Below are 19,075 nucleotides of genomic sequence, written 5' to 3'. Positions count from 1 at the left end.
TTTCGCGACGACGAGTTCTGTCAGCATACGGCTCGAAGCCATCAACATTGGATTACTCAGAGCGGCAAGTTTAGCCGCCACCTGCCTGCAGACATAATCAGCGATTTCCCTGATCAATGTCGCAAATCGGCTGGATCGTGGTATGCCCGTAGCGGAAGCGAAAGCGGTAGTCGGGTTCACCGACGATCTCTCGCAAGGCTCGGAGATCACGTCAAAATACTCGACTCGTACCCCAAACCGAAGGCAATTGGCACCCTGAGGACGAACACCCAGGCCTGCCGTGCCGGAGGGGACGGCAGGCTGAGAAGAAGAAGAAGAAGCAGGCTCGGTCGCGAGGTCGACCGGACTTTCCCAATCCCAAGAGGACCCCTCGGGGGCATCGAAGATGCCTTCGCTCAGGTCCTGATCTGGTTCCCCGCGACGCCGTTGCACAGCGATAAGGATACGCCGGAGCACAAGATAGACGCCCACGGATGCGAGCGTTGCTATCCCACCCAGGACGGTGAGAGCTGCGTAGTTTGCGTAAATTTCGGCAAGGTGATCTGGCATTGCCGTGCCCGTGCGTTGTTGTGTGTACTTTCAAGCTCGTGAAGCGGTGTTTTGTCCCTTGCCTTGGTGCTGACTAAAGCCCTTGATCGCTCTCAAAGCTTTCACGTTCCTCGAGGTCCCTCCAAATGCTCCAATTGTTGTTGCATGGCGGAGCGCCTGTCGCGCTGATAGACATGCCGGCGCAGATGACTTCCGTTTGAAGCCGCCGATTGTCGACCGCCAAGGTCGTCCAGGCTCTGAAAGCCGACTTGCACCTCTGCACCTCAATGTCCCGTGAGTTCTCCCACACGGTGCGGATCGTTCGCTAATTCCAGCTCTGGTCGGCCCTTCCGACTTTAAGCTAGGTCACAGACCTTCTGGGTCAACTGTCGCTCACTTCGGCCATGCAAAACGGCTGTCGTAGCGCCCGCTGGAAAGTGATCTTTCCTTCCTGAAGGCAATGCCGTGCTTGGACACTGGAAATGCTAATCGAAAACTTAATGCGTTGGGACTGGTGAGATCATGATCGGGAGACCTTTTTTCGCAATCGCGTCTGTCGTCTCGCTGGCCGCGGGAGCCAGTCATGTCGCCGCTGCTTCCATGGAAGCTTTCTCCGTCCGGCTGAATTGTTCGGATGCAATCCTGTTCAGCAGTTTTTCGGCATCGTTTCGTGTCCTCGACAAGACGCATTTCGAGCGCTTCGGTCCACAATTTCCCGAGATGTCAGTCATTTACTACAAGTGCGAGCCCTGAATGTCGCACCTGCCCGGCTCCAAGATTTTCCATTAGGTCGAGGGCAAGGCCCGGAGCCGGTCCCGCCGCGCCTATGGGGCCTGGGCCGACGTCGGAATGCACTACGATGGCGTCTTGCAGGGCAACATCGGTTTCTTCAAAGTAGGGCAACAACGGACATAGATGTCGTTGCTCGCCGATTTGACCGGAAAGTTAACAGCACAATGCCACTCACCATTCGACGATTGGGAGCCAGGAATCTGGCGCGCCCGGCACGACGTCTTGGAGATCTGACGGCGATGTTTGTCCTGATTGCCGGGCCGCTCGTCTTTGGTATCGCCCTCCTGTTGGCCGGTCCGGCACAGGCGCAGGCGCCGGCGACCGCCCCGCCTGAAAGGGTCAAACAGCTGTTCGAACTTCTCGACGATCCGTCAGTGAAGGCCTGGGTGGCCGAACAACGAAATCAGGACGCCGGGTCAACGGAAGCGCCTGCAGAGGCAGGAGCTTCGCCGAGCGACGCATCGTCCGGCGCCGTGGCCGCACCAGGCCAGATGAATACGATGGCGTCCTCGACGCTCGACCGGGTCAGGCATCATATCGAAAAAATCGTGCAAACTTTGCCCCTGCTGCCAAGCCAGTTCGCGCGCGTTCGGGCACAGACCATGGAGGATATGTCCAGCAAGGGGGCTGCTAGCGTATTTATGCTGATTGCGATGTTCATCGCTGCCGGCCTGGCGCTCACTTGGGCAACGTACAAGTTCACCCGTCCATTTCGTCTTTGGGTTATCGCGCAACCGAAAGATACGCCCGTCGGGCGAGCCAAGAAGATTGGTGGCCGCCTGCTTTATTCCAGCATGCTGATCGTCTCGTTCGCACTGGGCAGCGCCGGCGCGTTCATGTTGTTCGACTGGCCAATGCTTATCCGCGAGATTGTACTGACATTTCTGATGGCGGCAGTCGTTACATGGGGTGTGCGCATGTACGTCATGGCCATGCTCGTCCCTTCCTTCATGAACGTCGAGAACGCCGTCGAGGTTCGTGCTTTGCCGATCACCAACGAAGCGGCTGACCATTGGTCCTATTGGCTACCCCGGATCGTCGGCGTCTTCGCCTTCTTCGGCGCCGCGTTTATCCTCTTGCCAGGTCTCGGCATCGATCAGGACGGAATGATGGTCCTGGCAGTGGGCGCCGATTTCGTACTGTTGTTGCTCTTGCTGCTTGCCGTTTGGCGTCGGCCAAGAACGCAGCGAGACGGGGACCAAAGTGGTCACACGGGAGCGACATGGTTGTTGACCGCTTATTTCGTCGTTCTGTTCCTGCAACGCAACGCCGGCCTTTATATAATCTTCTGGTTTACCTTCGCCGCATTCTTTCTGCCTTTGGCAATCGTGATGACGCAGCGCGGGGTTAATTTCGTCCTGCGGCCGGGTTCTGAAGATGCCGGCCGGCCTACGATCCCGGCGGTGACGATCGCTGTCATCGATCGCGGCATCCGAATGATTTTGATCTTGGCGGCGGCTTACTTTCTCGCGCGTGTCTGGGGCCTGAACATGCAATCCATGCAGGATAGCAATGCGACCGCGGCGTTCATATTGCGCGGCTTGATCAATGTCGTGGTCATAGCCCTCGCAGCCGATTTCGGCTGGTCGATCATCAAAGCCTTGATCGAACGAAAGCTGGGCATCGAAACACCGCACCCTGTGATCAGCGACGAGGACGTGCCGATCCTCGATCCGCAGCAGGCGCGGCTGCGCACGCTTTTACCGATCCTCCAGAACATGCTGCTCGCATTGATCATCGTGATGGCGGTGTTGATGATACTCGCCTCGATGGGTATCCAGATCGGTCCGCTGATCGCCGGTGCTGGCGTCGTCGGCGTCGCTGTGGGATTTGGCGCACAAACCGTCGTTAAAGACGTTATTTCAGGCGTGTTTTTTCTGCTCGATGACGCGTTTCGTGTCGGCGAATATATTTCCTCGGGCAATTACAAGGGTACTGTGGAAAGCTTTTCGCTGCGCTCGGTGAAGCTGCGCCACCATCGTGGTCCGCTGTTCACAATACCTTTCGGTGAACTCGGAGCAGTCCAGAACCAGAGCCGTGACTGGGTTATCGACAAATTCAACATCACCGTCGGCTATGACACCGATATCGACTTCGCTCGCAAGCTGATCAAGCGGATCGGCCTCGAACTGGCAGAGGATCCCGAGTTCAAACACTGGGTGATCGACCCGATCAAGATGCAGGGCGTACAGGAGTTCGGCGAGTACGGCATCGTATTGAGGGTCAAGGCCACAACCAGACCGGGAGGCGCCTTCGGTATGAAACGCAAATTCTATGTACGCCTGCGCCAAGTCTTCAAGGAGCAGGGTATCGAACTCCCATTTCCGACCGTCCATGTTCAGGGGCTGCAGAACCCGCATGAAGCAGAGAATGCGCCGTTGGAGATCACACCCGAGTTGAAAATGGCCGTGGCGCAGTCGCACACCAATCGGCGCAGAAAAAAAGCTAGCACAACAGAGTAGGAAAGCTGCGAGATGCACAAGCTCCGAACAAGCTGTCATCGCGGCACAGGCCCACAATGTTACCGTCATTACGTCGCATGCCGGATTCAGAGGCGTGGAAATGAGGCACGCTTAATCGCTGGAGATCAGCCTAAGCGCGAAGAGTCTCCTGAGACGGGTCGTAAAAACTTTCTTTGCGGAAACAGAGACCAGTCGGCCGGCTCTGCCCGATTGTCGGAGAAATCCGTAGCTAACCCGCGGACATGTCGACCAATTCCGAGCCTGCTGATTTGGGCCGTTTTTGCTGTGACTGAGTGGTGAACCGAGCAGTCACTGGCGAACCAGTCTCCATTTAATATTCCCTGATAACAGGCAAAAAGAACAGGTATTCCGTGAAATGCCGCGCTTTGGCCGGGCAGACCACCTACGTATCGCAGAGATTTCAAACGCTTAGAGGGAAATTCCCTGCGCGAGGTCTCGGGGAATATCAACCAGATTTTCCATGATTGTTCGCAGCCGCCGGCAAATTAACAGGGAAATCCGTTGTCGTTATGTGGGATGCGATTGTCGTTAGGTGGGATCGAATTGTCGTTATCCGGAATGCGCTGCCGCACTGCGAAAATGAATGCGCAATAACGGTTTCGAATTGCGCTTGCGAGGGAACGCAATGCTCTCATCCGGAAAGACATTGTCATAGCGCGGGAGGCGATTGTTGAATTGCAAGCATGGACGGCTAGACCCTACTCCCCAGTCGACCCATCGCCGGTCCGCTGCATTGACTGTGATGTCTCTGGGTATCGGATGAGCGAGCTGACTTTAGAAAAGTCTCAGGGCCAGACAGGAAATTGCCGCCTTTTGATTCGGCTTCTCGTCGTGTTTGCCCGCTGTTGCGCATCGGAATGCCAGGCAAAAAGGATCATTAATTAGTGCAATTTTTGCAGTAATTGAGAACGTATAATCCTATAACGGCCTTTGAAGGGTCTTTTAAACGGGTTTTGAAAGATCGAACTGCAGAAATGTGCAACAGTTGTTGCGACTACTGTTGCAGTAGGAAATTTTATGCGTAATCACTTGATTTAACTGACGATGTTCGTGCATCGTTCTCATAAAGGCGCCACTCGGATCTGTCGAGTGCCTGGAGAGCACGATGAATATCGCAATGCCTACGGTCGAAATGCAGCCCATCGCCGTCCTTAGACCCTATGCCGGCAACGCTCGAACACATTCTAAAAAGCAAATCCGGCAAATCGCCGACAGCATTTCGCGCTTCGGCTTCACCAATCCAGTCCTAGTCAGCGACACCGGCGAAATCATCGCGGGTCATGGCCGGGTGATGGCGGCGAAGGAGTTAGGTATTGCTGCTGTGCCGACGCGAAGGCTTTCCCATCTGAGTGCGAGGAGCGCCGAGCCTATGTTCTGGCCGACAACAAGCTTGCGTTGAATGCGGGCTGGGACACGGAGATCCTGGCGATTGAGCTTCAAGCACTGATCGACATTGAGTTCGACGTTACGTTGACCGGCTTCTCGCTCGCGGAAATCGACCTGACGCTGGACCAGGCCAAAGAGGCATCGGCAGCCGCGAATGACGCCGCTGATCTCATTCCGGACCCTCCCGTCGAACCCGTTTCAAAACTGGGCGATGTGTGGTTGCTTGGCCGCCATCGCCTGCTCTGCGGCGATGCCCGATCGGCAGACGATGTTGCCCTGCTCATGAATGGTGAGGCAGCCGACCTGATATTCACCGACCCTCCCTATAACGTTGCGATCGACGGCAATGTTGGCGGGCTTGGTTCTGTTCGACACCGCGAATTTGCCTTCGCCTCTGGCGAGATGACGCGCGCGGAATTCACCGAGTTTCTCACGCGGACGCTGTCAAATGCCTCATGATGCCGTTCGGATCGGTCTTCGTCGCCGGCAGCCCGCACACCGCATTGTAGGTCGCCCTCGAGACAAAGCGCGTGTCGGCAACCTGACCGCCTGAGCGCGATCCACGGCTCGATGCCATGGAACGCCGAGACATCGATACCGATGGCATAGCCGAGATTGCCATTGCCTGCCGCCTTCGGCAAATCCGCCTTCGGTGTGCCGATCGCCTCAGCGTTGGGATCGTCGGTTTCCGTAGCGGCTGCTACGGCCGCAGCAGGCCCCTCGGGGGCGGCTTCCGTGTCGGTGGTTTTCGCGGCCTCGCCAGTCTTGGCGTCCTCAGTCGTTTTAGGCTCGGCCGGCTTGCCGCCGACCTTGGCCGCGGCATCCGGACTATCGCCCGCCGCGGCACCACCGGATGCCGCATCCCCCGCCGGCGTCTGGCCCGACGAAGAGCCGCCGCTGCCGGCCGGCTGTCCCGATCCGAGTGCCGCCCCGCCATTGCCGAAGCCGCCCGATGGCGCGCCAAGTTCAGGCGAAGACCCCTGCGCCTCCTGCGCAAACGCCACCATCCCCGCGGAGCTTCTAATATAAGAAACAAAAGATATATCCGCGCCAATAGCGCTTGCGGCAAGCAAAGCCGCGCCAAGCAGCAACTTGTTCATGATTTCCCCAGCCCGTGTTGCTTACATCTACTCCCGCGCCATCAGGCGAATACAACGCAGCATCACCACAAAGAGCTTATCCACAGAGTTATTTTCATGCTGAGATAATATGAGCCTACCCGGTCGGCCACTACTTAGTCTTTAAAGATGGCCGGCTAAGAAAGTGATGGCCCTTGTTCCATGGGCGGCGTGAAGGGGAGTTGGAATTATCACAGGGCTTCATGCTCCAACGTCACAAAATGGGCGACTCCGCACTGCCTCTTGCAGTCCCATAAATGATGTTCTGCGACTTTGACGGCCGGCTAAGCGCCAACTGCTCACGCTCAGCGTCAGTCGGTTTGGGGCCGACAGCGGACTGGCAGCTTTCAGGGAATAGCGATGGATAGCTGCCGATATTCGAGAAGCGCTCAGCACGACGACTTTCGACACTATCTGAGACTTTGAAGCAGCATTCTGTCGCGTGCGGAAGCGGATGTAGAGGCCAATCGCAGGTTGCTTGCAATACGCGGATACTTAACGCGTCGATCTGCGAACGAATTCGAGGAAGGCGCGCATCGCTGCGCTGTTATGGCGCTTGTTCGGATAATATAGGAACCAGCTCGGCAGTTTCGGGCTCCAATCCGCGAGCAGTTCCACGAGCGTGCCTTCCTCAATGGCCGCCCCGGCATAATCGTCCAACACATGGGCGATGCCCTGGCCGGCCGAGGCTGCCTGAAGCTCCTGATGCGCCGAACTCAAGGTCAGCCGTCCTTCCGGCGCGATCTCGACGGTTTCACCCCCCTTCTCGAACGCCCATGTCGCGAGCGTCCCGCCGGGGTAGCGACGCCTGATGCAGTTGTGGTTGATGAGGTCGGAGGGGATTTCCGGCCGCCCATGGCTCGAAAGGTAGTCTGGAGAAGCCACGATCGCGTAACGCAGGGGCTGTCCGAGCGGCACGGCGACCATGTCTTGCGCCAGCTGTTGTCCGAACCGGACACCGGCGTCGAAACCCTGTTCGACGATGTCGACGATGGCCGCATCGCTGACAATCTCGACCTTGACGTCGGGATGAGCTTCCATGAACGCGAAGGCCAGGGGACAAAGGACGTGGTCGACGGCCGGCCCCGGCGCATTGATGCGCAGTGTTCCTGATGGCTTTTCGCGGAGTTGGTCCAGCTCGACGAGGGCGAGGCGGATGTCGTCCAAAGCCGGGCGAAGCCGTTCGAGCAGCCGCTCGCCCGCCTCCGTAACCGCCATGCTGCGGGTTGTCCGGTTCAACAGACGGATGCCGAGTGCCTGCTCGAGTGCTCCCATTGTTTGGCTCATGACGGAGGAGGAAACGCCGCGTTCAGCAGCAGCGGCACGAAAGCCACCGCACCGCACGATCAGCGCGAATGTTTCCAGATGATCGAGTCGTATCGCCGCCATTGCTCTGCCAGTGAGATCAGATCGCTTGCTTTTGGTGATCTTATCAAAGCAGTGTCGATGCGTCATCTTCCCAGGGAGACCGGAACGGCATGTTTCCGCCGCCGGCGTTGAACCTCTCGTAGGAAGAACCAGATGCTGACGATCAACCGACGCAAGATCATGTTGTCCGCCGTAGCCGGTGTTTCCGCAGCGTTGGTGAACAACACCCTTCCCGCAACCGTTGCCGCGCAGCCAGCGGCGGCGCCGATCGGAAATACCGGTCACTACCGTTTCCAGGTCGGGGACATCGCTGCCACCGTGCTGAGCGACGGCATCATCGGCGGTCCTCCCGCCGTTTACGCGGGTGATGCCCCGGAAGCCGAACTGGAGGAGGTTCTGCGCCGCGCCTTTCTGCCAACTGATTTCATGACCCTGAACCTCAACACGCTGCTTCTGGAAATCGGAGGCCGCCGCGTTCTTCTCGAAGCGGGCGCCGGAACCACGATGGGGCCGAACGGCGGCCGCTTGTTCGACAATCTCCGGGCAATTGGACTATCCCCCGAGGATATCGACCTGGTTGTGATTTCGCATACCCATCCCGATCATGTCGGGAACTTGCGAAACGCCGATGGCGGCCGGGCTTTTCCCCGGGCAATCGTGATGGCGCCAAGGGCGGACTGGGCGTTCTTTGTCGAAGGCGAGCCAGATCTTTCCTATATGCCGGTGCCCCCGGATTTCCGGCAGCGCTTTGCCGCCAACATCAAGCAAAGCGTCCAGCCTTTCGCGCAGGATATCGCGCTTTATGAAGCGGGTGCGGAGATCGTACCGGGCCTGACGACAATCGCCGCATCCGGCCATACGCCTGGCATGGCCGCGTTTCTTGTTCAATCACGCAGCGATCAACTGCTTCTGACGACAGACCTCGCCTATCACCCCGTGGTCAACATCGACCGCCCTTGGCGCCCCGGACCGGACCGAGACCAGGAGGCGGCCGCCACGGCGCGCGGGCGCATCTTCGATCAGGCCGCGGCTGACCGCACGCTCGTCCTTGGCTTCCATTATCCCTTCCCCGGCCTGGGGCGGATCCTTCGCACCGACAACGGCTATGCCTGGGTGCCGGCCGGCTGGCAGTTCTGAACCGGACGTAAGACGGCTGCATCCGATGAAGAACGGTTTCATGAGCATCGATCGACGCAGCTTCCGTGGCGCAACGGGGGGTGCCGCAGCCGTGGGCATCACAACCGCGGGTGCAAGTTCGCGCTTACGCCCAAGCGGGTCAAAGCCCTTCCGAATTGATCCAATCCGCCAAACCGCGCGCGAAGCTGCCGCTCGAGACCATTACCAGCGGCGAAATCCAACGATGGCCGATTAATTGAGCGCAATATTAGTACGAGTATCCGCTCGGCAACACATAGGATCAGGCAAGTTTTTCGTAGGATCAGCCGTTTCGATGCAAACCAGAGTTCCATAAGCTTTAAGCTTAGCCATGCTTGCCAGGTTCCATGTATACAATCTCCATCAATAGCCAGACTTATGCAGTCGATGAGGATGGCCAGACCCCGCTTCTCTGGGTGTTGCGCGACATTCTGAAGCTTACGGGCACGAAATATGGGTGCGGTATCGCGCAATGCGGCGCGTGTACCGTGCATGTAGACGGTCAGCCCATGCGCTCCTGCACGCTCCCGCTGGAAGTTGCGGCATCGTCCCGGATCACGACGATTGAGGCTATGGAGGGGGCGGACGTTGAAGCGATCCGCACTGCGTGGGTGGCGCACGACGTACCGCAATGCGGGTTCTGCCAATCCGGTCAGATCATGAGCGCGGTCGCCCTGCTGCGCACCATCCCCTCTCCGACGCCAAGCGATATCGATGCGGCCATGAGCGGCAACATCTGCCGCTGCGCTACCTACAATCGCATCCGCGCCGCGATCAACGATGCAGCCGTAGCGCTCCAAGGGCCTCAAGGATGAGCCATCCAGGGTCCGCCGAGCCGAGGCGTAGGCGGTTTCGCATCGGATTGATTTTTCGGTGGCTGGGACTGTTGGTCCTCGCACTGATCCTTTTAGGGCTGATCTATCTGCTCTATCTGCTCTATCCGCGCACGATGCCACAAAGCGAGCCAATTGCTTCTGCGGAGGTGTTCGAGCAGATCGAGCGTCTTCGGCCCGTCTCCGAGTTTGACGGCATCGCCGATCCGCGAGCGCGATCGGTGGCGCTGTTCGAGGAAGCCGGCCGCGTCATCCAAAGCCCGCGCTGCATAAACTGTCATCCGCGTTCCGACCGACCGACGCAGACCGATGCCATGCGTCCGCACATGCCATGGGTGTCCCGTGGGCCCGACGGCAGTGGCGAGACGACGATGCGCTGCTCGACCTGTCACCACGACGAGAACGTTGCGGCATCCAGCGTACCGGGCAATCCAAAGTGGCAGTTGGCGCCGACCGAGATGGCCTGGCAAGGCAGGACACTCGGCGAGATTTGTCGACAGCTGCTCGACCCGGCACGATCCCATATGAACCGCGAAGAGTTGCGGCATCACATGGCCGAGGACGAACTTGTCGGATGGGCCTGGCATCCGGGCGGCGATCGGACCCCTGCGCCGGGCACCCAGGCGGAGTTTGGGGCAATCATCGCAGCTTGGCTCGAAACCGGCGGAGAGTGCCCGCAATGACATCCCCCACTTCTCAGGAGGACCCAATCGTGACCGAGCCCGACACGACCGATCCGAAGCCTTCCAAAGGACACTTTCGCATGACGCGTCGCCGGATGATCCTGGGCGGATCGCTTCTCGGCGGCGCGCTGCTAGTTGGCTATGTCGCCACAAATACGATGCAGGTCGCGGGCGCCATCCTGCAGGGCGGCGGCAGCGATCCGGAGCCGAGCGCCTTCGGGCCGTTCATCCGCATCACCGACGACGGCTGGGTGACGATCGTCAACAAGCAGCAGGAACTAGGCCAGGGCATCCATGCCGGCCTCGCCGCGATCGTCGCTGAGGAACTCGACGCGGATTGGGACAAGGTGCGAGTCGTCGATTCGCGCAGCAATTTCCGCGCCTATGGCGTGCAGATGACGGCCGCCTCCGGCGCGATCGCCAGCAACTGGGACCTGATGCGCAACGCCGGCGCCGCGGCGCGCGGCATGTTCGTCGACGCGGCGGCGCTTCTTTGGAGTGTTAGGGCCGGCGAGATATCGGTGCGCGACGGCGTCGTGTCGCATCCCGGTTCCAACCGCACCGCCACCTTCGTCGAGCTCCTTGCCGACGCTTCCCGCCAGCAGCCGCAGCAGACGCCGGTGCTGAAACAGCCGCAGGATTATCGCCTCATCGGCAGTGACAGGGTGCGGCGCAAGGACAGCCTGCCGAAAAGCACGGGCACCCAGGTCTACACTCAGGATATCCAGCGCCCGGACATGCTGGTCGCTATGGTCGCGCACAGCCCTCGCTTCGGCGGCAAGCTGGCGCGCTTCGACGCGTCGGACGCGCTGCAGATAAAGGGTGTCGTCGATGTACTGGCGGTCGAGACTGGCGTCGCTGTCCTTGCCGAGACCAGCTTCGCCGCAATGCAGGGACGCGCCGCGCTGCGCATCGAATGGGACGACTCCGAAGCCGAGACGCGCTCAACGTCCGATCTTTTCCAATACTACCATCAGGTCGCGGCCGGGCAGACCGATGTCGATCCGTGGACCTTCGATACCAAAGGTGAAAATCCCGAGACACCCTTCGACGGCGACATCGTCGAGTTCGCCTTCGATTTTCCCTATCTCGCCCACGCGCCGCTGGAAACGCTTGATTGCGTCGCCGAGGTGAATGGCTGGGACGTCTCGATCACCTCCGGCGCTCATCTTGTGACGGTCGACCAGGTCTTGGCGGCATTCGCTGCCCGTACCATCCCCGGCAAGGTTGATATTGAAGTCGTGCCGGCGGGTGGGTCATTTGGCCGCCGGGGCATCATGTCCTCGGACTATGTTGTCGAATGCGTGCGGATCGCGAAACGTGTCCAAGGCCGTCCCGTCAAGCTAATCTGGACCCGCGAAGACGATATGATGTCCGGCTATTATCGGCCGATGTCGCACCATCGTGTCTGGGTCCAGATCGGGTCGGATGGCTTTCCGGAGCGCTGGCGTTTCCACAGTGTCTGCCAAGCGCTGGTACCGTTCGGCAACAACTTCCTGGCGGCCGAGGGGATTACTCACTCTCCATATTTTTCCACCGCTTCGACCGTCGCCGGCAAGGTCTTCAGTCCGAGCCTTCCGATCATCGTCGGCTTCTGGCGCTCGGTCGGCCATTCGCACACCGCCATGGTGATGGAGCATATGATCGACCAGCTCGCTCGTCGGGCCGGCAGCGATCCGGTCTCCTACCGGCGCGTCTGCTATGAGAAGGCAGGCGATACCCGGCGGCTGGCGCTCCTCGACCAACTTTGCGCGAAGGCCGGCTGGGATACGCCGCTCGAAGACGGCTGGGCGCGCGGCCTTGCCATCCACGAAGCCTTCGGGACGATCGTAGGCCAAGTCGCCGAGGTACGGCTGGATCAGGGACGGCCGATCGTTCGCCGCGTGGTCGCCGTGGTCGACTGCGGCATCGCGGTGGCAACCGACCAGATCGCAGCGCAGATAGAGGGGAGCATCGGCTTCGGCCTTTCCGCCGCACTGTACGGCGCGGTCACGCTGAAGGACGGGATTGTCCAGGAGACGAATTTCGACAGCTATCCCGTGGTGCGCATGAATGAGATGCCAGCGGTGGAGACGCATATCATCAGGTCGACCAACAAACCCACCGGCATGGGCGAGCCCGGCGTGCCGCCGATCGCGCCCGCTGTGGCGAACGCGATCCTGGCGTTGACGGGAAATGCGACGACAAGTCTTCCTTTGCTCAGCGGAGATGGAGCGGTTAGCGCAGGCTTTTCCATGCGGAGTTAGAAGGTCTCCGTTGGGCTCGTCTCAATCCCGAACAAAGTTATTGCGCTGGCAGGTAGTGTCTTTGTTCGTTCGCCCACAAGGGTGCAAGTTGTCGATGAAGTCCCGCTCTCGGCAGACGGAAGGCCAGCGTCTACGAGAGTATTTCGGGTCTACCTTGACGAGTGGATGCGAACGGCCGCCGGACCACCACTGCCTTTTCCCCCGAAGGGTGACGAGGGTTTGGTCGTGAAGGTGGTGTCGGGACGCTGTTGCGTGCGTAGTCGAAAACAGCCTGACGGTCTGGCGGCGGTTGTGCGGGGGCGAAGGCGGTCACCCCGTACGCATGGAGGCGACGCTGGGCCCTGGCCACGGCTGTATTGCCGCAGGGAACAGCCCATAATCCTTTTGAAGGCTGTGCCGAAGGCGCTTTCGGATTCGTAGCCAACGGACAACGCAATGACGGAGGTGGGATCGCCGGAATTCTCCAGCCGGCAAGGTTGTTCTTCGCCAACAGCTGATCGGATTGCTCACGACGAATTAGATCTTTAGCTAAAAACCGCGACCGACATTCGTTGGGATCCGGCTCGTCGCGCATGCCTACTTTGAATTCGATTCACCGTGGCGGAGCGGCTATAGAACCCCAAGCCAGAGCTGCGCCGAAACTGCCGTTTTCAGTAGCAATTGCATCGCGCTGGAGAGCGCCCGACTGTGCAGTCTTCTCCCGCGACGTTTTGCCGGCGTTAGCGGACCCAATCGGACACGTCGCAACTCGGCTATGTCTATTTGACGGGGATCTGCAGCCTAGAAGACTGGCGAACGAGGTGGAGACGGGTGAGGTGCCTTCGCCTGATCCGGTACACTGCCGCTGGTGGTAAGTTGGCGAGTGTGCCGCCGATCCGTTCTGCCACAAGCCCTAAATGGTCCAGCATTAACAGCGGGACCGGGCAACGCGGACCGTAGGTGAACTGGTAGAGCGCGCCGTCCGGCCTCATTTTGCCGAAAGCGCCCGTCAGGATCGCCATCACCTTGCGCGACGGAATTGATAGAAGAGGCAACCCACTTACCACGGCACCAGCCAGCCTTCCGTCGAAAAGCTCGATGGTCCTCAGTCGGGTCGCGTCCATCACGATTGTGCGGACTTCTGGAAAGCTGAGTTGGAGCGCGGCGGCGAACTCTTTCCCTACCTCGACTAGCGCGAGGTCTTCCTGCCTAACGCCGCGGGCTATCAGGGCGCGCGTGAACGCTCCGGTTCCCGGTCCCAGCTCGATCACGGGTCCTGTCTCGTGCGAGATTTCGGAGGTGATGAGCCTGGACAGCGCGCGTCCTGACGGCGCGATGGCTGCCACGCGCAGAGGGTTCTTCAGCCACTCCTGAAAGAAACCGAAGGCTTCGGGCATACGCTGTTTCTTCATCGGAGATGCCCTCGAAGATGATTTGCAGGCGAGCATCGCGCACCTCGGCAAGGCGTACTCATATCCCTCATAACGCCACGCTCAGTAGCGGCAGGCTCGAACCCGTCGTGCAATCATCGGCAACGCCCCACATCAAACTATGCCGCCATTAGCGAAGAGGTTTTGACCATCGATCCAAGCGCCCTCCTCGGAGCAAAGAAGAGCGATGACATTGGCAATGTCTTCCGGCTGGCCTAGGCGTCGGAGCGGCGTCTGCTCCGGTATGCCCCGAAGCGCCTCCTCACCGTGTTGGCGCAGAAGCTGGGTATCGACCGCGCCGGGCGCCACGGCGTTGACCGAGATGTTGCGACCTGCCAGCTCCTTGGCGAGAACGCTGGAATAGATCTCCTGCGCCGCCTTTGTGATTGAGTAGGCGCCGGTGCCAGGAGGCTTCATCTGTATGATGCTCGAGCTCAGGCTGATGATCCGCCCGCCATCGCGGGTGCGTCTTGCCGCCTCGCGCAGCACGTTGAAACTTCCTTTCACGTTGGTCGCGATCATCCGATCGAAGGCCTCGTCGGTCATCTGTGCGAAAGGAGCAACGTTCATGATCCCGGCATTGTTGACCACCACGTCCACCCCGCCGAACGCCTCGTCGTTGGCGTCGAACAGGGCTTTGACCGCCGCCGGATCTGCCACATCACCTTGGCGAACGATGGCGCGGCCTCCAGCCGCCTCGATTTCGCGGACGACATGTGCAGCCAATTCGGTATTGGTAAGGTAGTTCACTGTCACAGCGTAGCCGTCGCGAGCTAGTTTGCGGGCAGTGGCGGCACCGATGCCGCGCGACGAGCCGGTGACGATAGCGGCCCGGCCGGCGCCAGGCAGCGCCCCAGTGCCGGTCGCGGAGCTCTCGGCCGAGGCGACGCCTCCGAGGGCAAGGGCTGCCGGGGCGGCGGCGGTGAGCGCCAAGAAGGTGCGGCGGGCGTGGTCGGGTTCAGACATGTGAAGTCTCTCTTTCTCAAAGCAGGTTCTCGGAAGGTTCCGGGTTACGGTGGTGGCCGCGTCAGCAGTCACTGCAGCCGGAGCGAGGCAGCGATGCGCTGGTTTGCGATCAGCACGGCGATGCCGGTTAGAATGCTTGCGACCGGGACAGTTAGTAGGGCGAGCCCAAGGCCATTGGCCATTTGCGCCGTTGTCGCCGCGTCGCTGATCATGCCGACGATGAGCGGACCGAGCGCTGGGCCGAGGAGGCCGGATCCAATCATCACGATGCTCGTCGCCATCGCCTCCTTGCCTTTGCCGGCCACAATATGCGCGGCGCCAAAGGCCCACGGCAGCAAAAATGAGAAGGACAGCATCCCCGGGACAAAGAGAACGATGGATAGCCACCCGATTGACGCGAACAAAGCCGCAGAGGTCGTCACGCTCCCGATCAGGAAGAGAACGGCGGGTGGCCCGATCACTCGCCCACTGCCAGAGCGCACCGCGCGGTCGAACATGCGCCCGCCAATCAGCGTTCCGATAATTCCCATCAGCCCCTGCAGCAGCCCGAATGCCAATCCGGCTTCACTGGCACTGTATCCGTGGGTGCGAATTAGAAAGGGCACGGCGAAAGCGTAGAACGGCGCTGCGGCAAAACCGAGCGCGATCGAGCCGATGAACAGCCATCGGAAGGCCGGGGACGAGGGCAACTGCAGGCTCGACCGCAGGAAAGGTGCGCTATTGGCGGCCGTGCGCTTGAGCGGAGGGGTCGGTCCTATGAAAACGAGCGCCAGGAGAGCGATTAGCATGCCAAGGGCTCCGGCGCCAACCAGTGCCGCCCGCCAGCCGAGCGCGTCGCCGATTGCCCCGCCAGCGGCGAAGCCCACCATGGTGCCCAGCGGAATGCCCATGGAGAAAATGCCGAGCGCCATACCACGGCGCTCGGGCCGAATTTTCCGGGCTATGATCGCGTGGCCGGAGGGAGTTCCGCCTGCCTCGCCGAACGCGACGCCGAAGCGTGTAAAAGCGAGGAACAGGAAGCTCATCGCGAGACCACCGAGCGCGGTCATCGCGGTCCAGAGCAAGATGCACAAGACTAGGACGAACCGGGGCGATCCTCGATCGGCCGCGCGGGCGAGCGGCATCGACAGCAGCGTGTAACAGACCGCGAAGGCGATGCCGGTGAGCAAACCCACCTCGGTGTCGCTCAGTTCAAGGTCTTCCTTGATTGACTCGGCCAGGACGAAGGGAAGCATCCGATCGATCTGGGATGTGGCGCTTACAAGAAACAGCACAATGAGCAGAGCAGCGACGCGCCGACCCGTAACGTATTCATGGCTGCTCGTATTAGATATAGTTGGCAGTTCATGTTGCCGATCTATTGACGACCTGGCGGTTTCTGTCATGTTGGGCGCTTCCCTGGCTGTGACTGGCATCATCAAGCTAGAGGAAGTCTCCAATGACCAGAATGCCCGATACCTCAATAAACTTGCCTATTCCTACAAGCGGCGATATGTTGTCGACTGAAGGGCAAGTGTTGCGCTGGCCTCGAGACCAATCGGAGGTCCGCGTGTCGGCATCGTTTATTAGCGGGCTCACCGCTTACATCGAAAGCCAGGGCGGCGGCGAGGGGCTGTTCCCGACGCAGATCGAAAGCGTCAACATCATTCGTTCCTACCAGCAGCGTATGCCGATGCGGCAGATCTACCGGCCGTCGCTCTGCGTCGTGGCCCAGGGGGCGAAGGAAATTCTCTTCGGCGAGGAGACACTTCGCTACGGCTCCATGGAGTGCCTGGTCGTCAGCATGGAGATGCCGGCCAGCGGGCGGGTCGTCGACGCAAGTCCGCAGGTGCCCTATATCGGCGTCACCGTCGATCTCGACGTGACGATGCTGCGCGAGGTGCTGGAGCAGCTGGAGACATCGCCCATTCCGCCTGTCGCGCCTGGCCCATGCGTGTTCGTTGGAAAGGTCGACGAACCGTTAGCGGAATGCGTGCTGCGCCTGATCCGGATGTCCCAGACGCCGAAGGCGATTCCGATCCTCTATCCGTCCGTCATGCGCGAAATCTGCTTCTGGCTCCTGACCGGCCCGCATGGCGCCGACCTTTGCAGTCTGGCCGTGCCGGAATCGAATTTCATGCGGGTTGCCAAGGCGATCTATTTCCTGCGCGCCAACTTCACGCAGACGCTGCGGGTGGAGCAAATGGCGGAGGTGGCTCGCATGAGCCCGTCATCGTTTCATCAGCACTTCAAGCAGCTCACCTCGGTGACGCCGCTTCAGTTCCAGAAGCAACTGCGCCTTCTTGAGTCACGGCGCTTGATGGTGGCGGACGCGGCAAGCGTCGAGGAAGCCGCCTACAAGGTCGGCTACGAAAGCCCGTCGCAGTTCAGCCGCGAATACTCCCGGATGTTCGGCGTCGCTCCGAAGCAGGACGCGCTGAACCACCAGCGCATGTATAGCCAGTATGCCAGCCGCAAGGCGCGAACAGCCTAGGCACAGTGTTGCAGCAGGTCGCTCCTTGCCGGCTCGGCTCGGAGCGGCCCTCTTGATATGCCACGAAGAAATGCATTGAGAGGGCGTGGATACGCCTTCGGTCGTCAGCTGCCGACCGGGCGCGCAATCACATCAGGTTTTCCTGTACAGCCTTATAAACGGTCCTCACGATCGGCTGAAAACCAAGACTGCGTGCGAGCGAGACATCCATGTGGAGGCGCCAGGGATTGGCGAGCGGCTCCGAAGACGGTTCCATTGTTCCGCCGACCAGCGCAACAAGCTCGTAGATCGAAGTCGGCGCCTCATCGGCGATATTGACTATGCGCCCATCCATAGCGCCGGTCAGAGCGAGGTTCATGGCGGTGGCGATATCGCGATGATGAACCATGCTCATCCTTTGGGCGGGATGCATTTTGAAATTTGCAACAAGTCGCGGCAACTCTTCCAGATGTCCGTCCTTGTCGCCATAGACGAACCCGAACCGCTGGATCGACCAGTTCAGCCCGCTCTCGCGCAGCGTGTTCTCGGCAGCGAGCTTGCTGGCTGGATAGGCCTGTTGCGGCTCGGCTACATCGTCCTCGCGGCCAGGACGCGGGCTGTCTGCGTTATAGACATTGGAAGTGCTCGCCAGGATGAACCGCGCGTCGGGCGCACGCGCTTTCGTCGCGGCGATGAGGTTGCGCGTGCCTTCGAGGTTGCTCTTCCAGATCAGGTCGGTGTCGGGCGTGCGAAAAACCGCGGCGAGATGGATGATCGCCGATACGCCCTCCACCGCCTGCATGAGTGAAGCAGGGTCGACAAGGTCGGCCTCCACCGCCGTTACCCCGGCGGGCGCCTCTTTTCCGCCGCGCATCAGCGCGCGGCAATTCAGCCCTGCTTCGACAAGGCGCGGAAGAAGGCGGGCTCCGACGAGCCCCGATGCGCCGGTTATCAATACTGTCATGGATGTGTTCCTTTCTCGAGAAGCTTTTCAAGCCGATCTGTCGCGGTCCGGAGGACCCCGACCGCGATCGCGATGTCGGCGTCATCGATGCCGTCGAAGGCCACTGAGCGAATGAAGGAAAGATCAGGCAGTTCGCCCCATAGCTTCGCGCCAGCGGCCGTGATGCGGAGAAGCTTCTGTCGCTGGTCAGTCCGATCGGGCTCTTGCTCCACGAGACCTTTGCGCACGAGCGTTGCGACGATGCCGGTCATTGTCGCGCGTTCGATCGCAAGCAGCCGCACAAGATCACGCTGCATGGTCGGCCCAACAGTTGCGAGCTGGTAGAGCACGTACCACTGCACGGAGCCGAGATCATAAGGGCGCAGGACAGAATCCATGACCGCCCGGCCGGCGAAGTAGCACCGCTTTGCCCAGGCTCCGACGAGGTCGCGATCGGCGCCTTTCCGCTTCTCAACCATCGATCCGTTCTCCACTCTCGCTAGCTACCTAACAAGTATGTAAGGCACCAAACAAATGTCAAGGGAGGCCGCTTCGCCTTGGTTATCACTGGACGGAGACGGGCCAACGGCGGCAACTTTGACCTCGGAGGATCAGGCAGAAAATTTGAGCTTCTAGGCATTCTCCATCGTGCGGCTGGCGGATACCTTTGCAACGCACTGCCTCAGAAACCGTTCGGATCGCTTCAGTCTCGC

Annotated in this window: 14 protein-coding genes and 1 pseudogene; 8 read left to right on the top strand and 7 right to left on the bottom strand. The window is 60.1% G+C overall.

The window, feature by feature from the left end:
* Nucleotides 1–1,484: 1,484 nt before the first annotated feature.
* From NKH73_RS29235 to NKH73_RS29225, 3 genes are all read left to right on the top strand, one after another.
* On the top strand, nt 1,485–3,782 hold the full coding sequence (locus NKH73_RS29235) for a mechanosensitive ion channel family protein (protein ID WP_352938194.1): 2,298 nt from the start codon (nt 1,485–1,487) through the stop codon (nt 3,780–3,782).
* A gap of 1,126 nt (nt 3,783–4,908) precedes the next feature.
* The gene (locus tag NKH73_RS29230; protein WP_352938192.1) at nt 4,909–5,202 is read left to right on the top strand and encodes a ParB/Srx family N-terminal domain-containing protein; all 294 of its coding nucleotides are present in this window, start codon (nt 4,909–4,911) and stop codon (nt 5,200–5,202) included.
* Nucleotides 5,199–5,648 carry a hypothetical protein gene (locus tag NKH73_RS29225; RefSeq protein WP_352938190.1) on the top strand — a complete coding sequence of 150 codons (450 nt, stop codon included), beginning with the start codon at nt 5,199–5,201 and terminating at the stop codon, nt 5,646–5,648. The genes NKH73_RS29230 and NKH73_RS29225 overlap by 4 nt, the downstream gene beginning before the upstream one ends.
* Nucleotides 5,649–6,802: 1,154 nt before the next feature.
* On the opposite strand, the gene NKH73_RS29220 is transcribed toward NKH73_RS29225, so the two are convergent.
* Nucleotides 6,803–7,696, bottom strand: coding sequence for a LysR family transcriptional regulator (locus NKH73_RS29220; protein WP_352938188.1), 894 nt, complete (start codon nt 7,694–7,696; stop codon nt 6,803–6,805).
* A 132-nt stretch (nt 7,697–7,828) separates the two neighbouring features.
* Here NKH73_RS29220 and NKH73_RS29215 point away from each other — a divergent pair, with 132 nt between their 5' ends.
* From NKH73_RS29215 to NKH73_RS29200, 4 genes are all read left to right on the top strand, one after another.
* Nucleotides 7,829–8,812: an MBL fold metallo-hydrolase gene (locus NKH73_RS29215; protein WP_502893927.1), complete on the top strand. Its 984-nt coding sequence runs from the start codon at nt 7,829–7,831 to the stop codon at nt 8,810–8,812.
* Nucleotides 8,813–9,177: 365 nt separating this feature from the next.
* Nucleotides 9,178–9,645: a (2Fe-2S)-binding protein gene (locus tag NKH73_RS29210; protein ID WP_352938186.1), complete on the top strand. Its 468-nt coding sequence runs from the start codon at nt 9,178–9,180 to the stop codon at nt 9,643–9,645.
* A gap of 71 nt (nt 9,646–9,716) precedes the next feature.
* Nucleotides 9,717–10,346, top strand: a complete 630-nt coding sequence (locus NKH73_RS29205) for an Isoquinoline 1-oxidoreductase subunit (RefSeq protein ID WP_352938184.1) — start codon at nt 9,717–9,719, stop codon at nt 10,344–10,346.
* Nucleotides 10,347–10,375: 29 nt separating this feature from the next.
* The gene (locus NKH73_RS29200; RefSeq protein WP_352938182.1) at nt 10,376–12,592 is read left to right on the top strand and encodes a xanthine dehydrogenase family protein molybdopterin-binding subunit; all 2,217 of its coding nucleotides are present in this window, start codon (nt 10,376–10,378) and stop codon (nt 12,590–12,592) included.
* 332 nt (nt 12,593–12,924) lie between these two features.
* Here the strand turns inward: NKH73_RS29200 and NKH73_RS32635 are convergent.
* The 4 genes and pseudogenes from NKH73_RS32635 to NKH73_RS29180 form a co-directional block, all read right to left on the bottom strand.
* Nucleotides 12,925–13,062, bottom strand: a pseudogene (locus tag NKH73_RS32635) (helix-turn-helix domain-containing protein); the annotation flags it as partial.
* A gap of 288 nt (nt 13,063–13,350) precedes the next feature.
* On the bottom strand, nt 13,351–13,968 hold the full coding sequence (locus tag NKH73_RS29190) for a class I SAM-dependent methyltransferase (RefSeq protein ID WP_352938268.1): 618 nt from the start codon (nt 13,966–13,968) through the stop codon (nt 13,351–13,353).
* 147 nt (nt 13,969–14,115) lie between these two features.
* On the bottom strand, nt 14,116–14,967 hold the full coding sequence (locus NKH73_RS29185; protein WP_352938179.1) for an SDR family oxidoreductase: 852 nt from the start codon (nt 14,965–14,967) through the stop codon (nt 14,116–14,118).
* A 68-nt stretch (nt 14,968–15,035) separates the two neighbouring features.
* The gene (locus NKH73_RS29180) at nt 15,036–16,352 is read right to left on the bottom strand and encodes an MFS transporter (protein WP_352938176.1); all 1,317 of its coding nucleotides are present in this window, start codon (nt 16,350–16,352) and stop codon (nt 15,036–15,038) included.
* Nucleotides 16,353–16,516: 164 nt separating this feature from the next.
* Between NKH73_RS29180 and NKH73_RS29175 the strand changes: the two genes are divergently transcribed.
* Nucleotides 16,517–17,440 (top strand): AraC family transcriptional regulator, encoded by a 924-nt coding sequence (locus NKH73_RS29175; RefSeq protein WP_352938173.1) that lies wholly within the window; start codon nt 16,517–16,519, stop codon nt 17,438–17,440.
* A gap of 127 nt (nt 17,441–17,567) precedes the next feature.
* Here NKH73_RS29175 and NKH73_RS29170 read toward each other — a convergent pair whose 3' ends face one another.
* Entirely contained in the window at nt 17,568–18,383 is an 816-nt protein-coding gene (locus NKH73_RS29170; RefSeq protein ID WP_352938170.1) for an NAD-dependent epimerase/dehydratase family protein, read from the bottom strand.
* Nucleotides 18,380–18,841, bottom strand: coding sequence for a MarR family winged helix-turn-helix transcriptional regulator (locus NKH73_RS29165; protein WP_352938167.1), 462 nt, complete (start codon nt 18,839–18,841; stop codon nt 18,380–18,382). The genes NKH73_RS29170 and NKH73_RS29165 overlap by 4 nt, the downstream gene beginning before the upstream one ends.
* Nucleotides 18,842–19,075: the final 234 nt, after the last annotated feature.

The sequence above is a fragment of the Mesorhizobium sp. M0938 genome, assembly GCF_040319125.1.
Lineage (GTDB): Bacteria > Pseudomonadota > Alphaproteobacteria > Rhizobiales > Rhizobiaceae > Mesorhizobium > Mesorhizobium robiniae.
The sequence above is the reverse complement of the archived record's forward strand: the minus strand, read 5'-3'. Positions and strand labels throughout refer to the sequence as shown.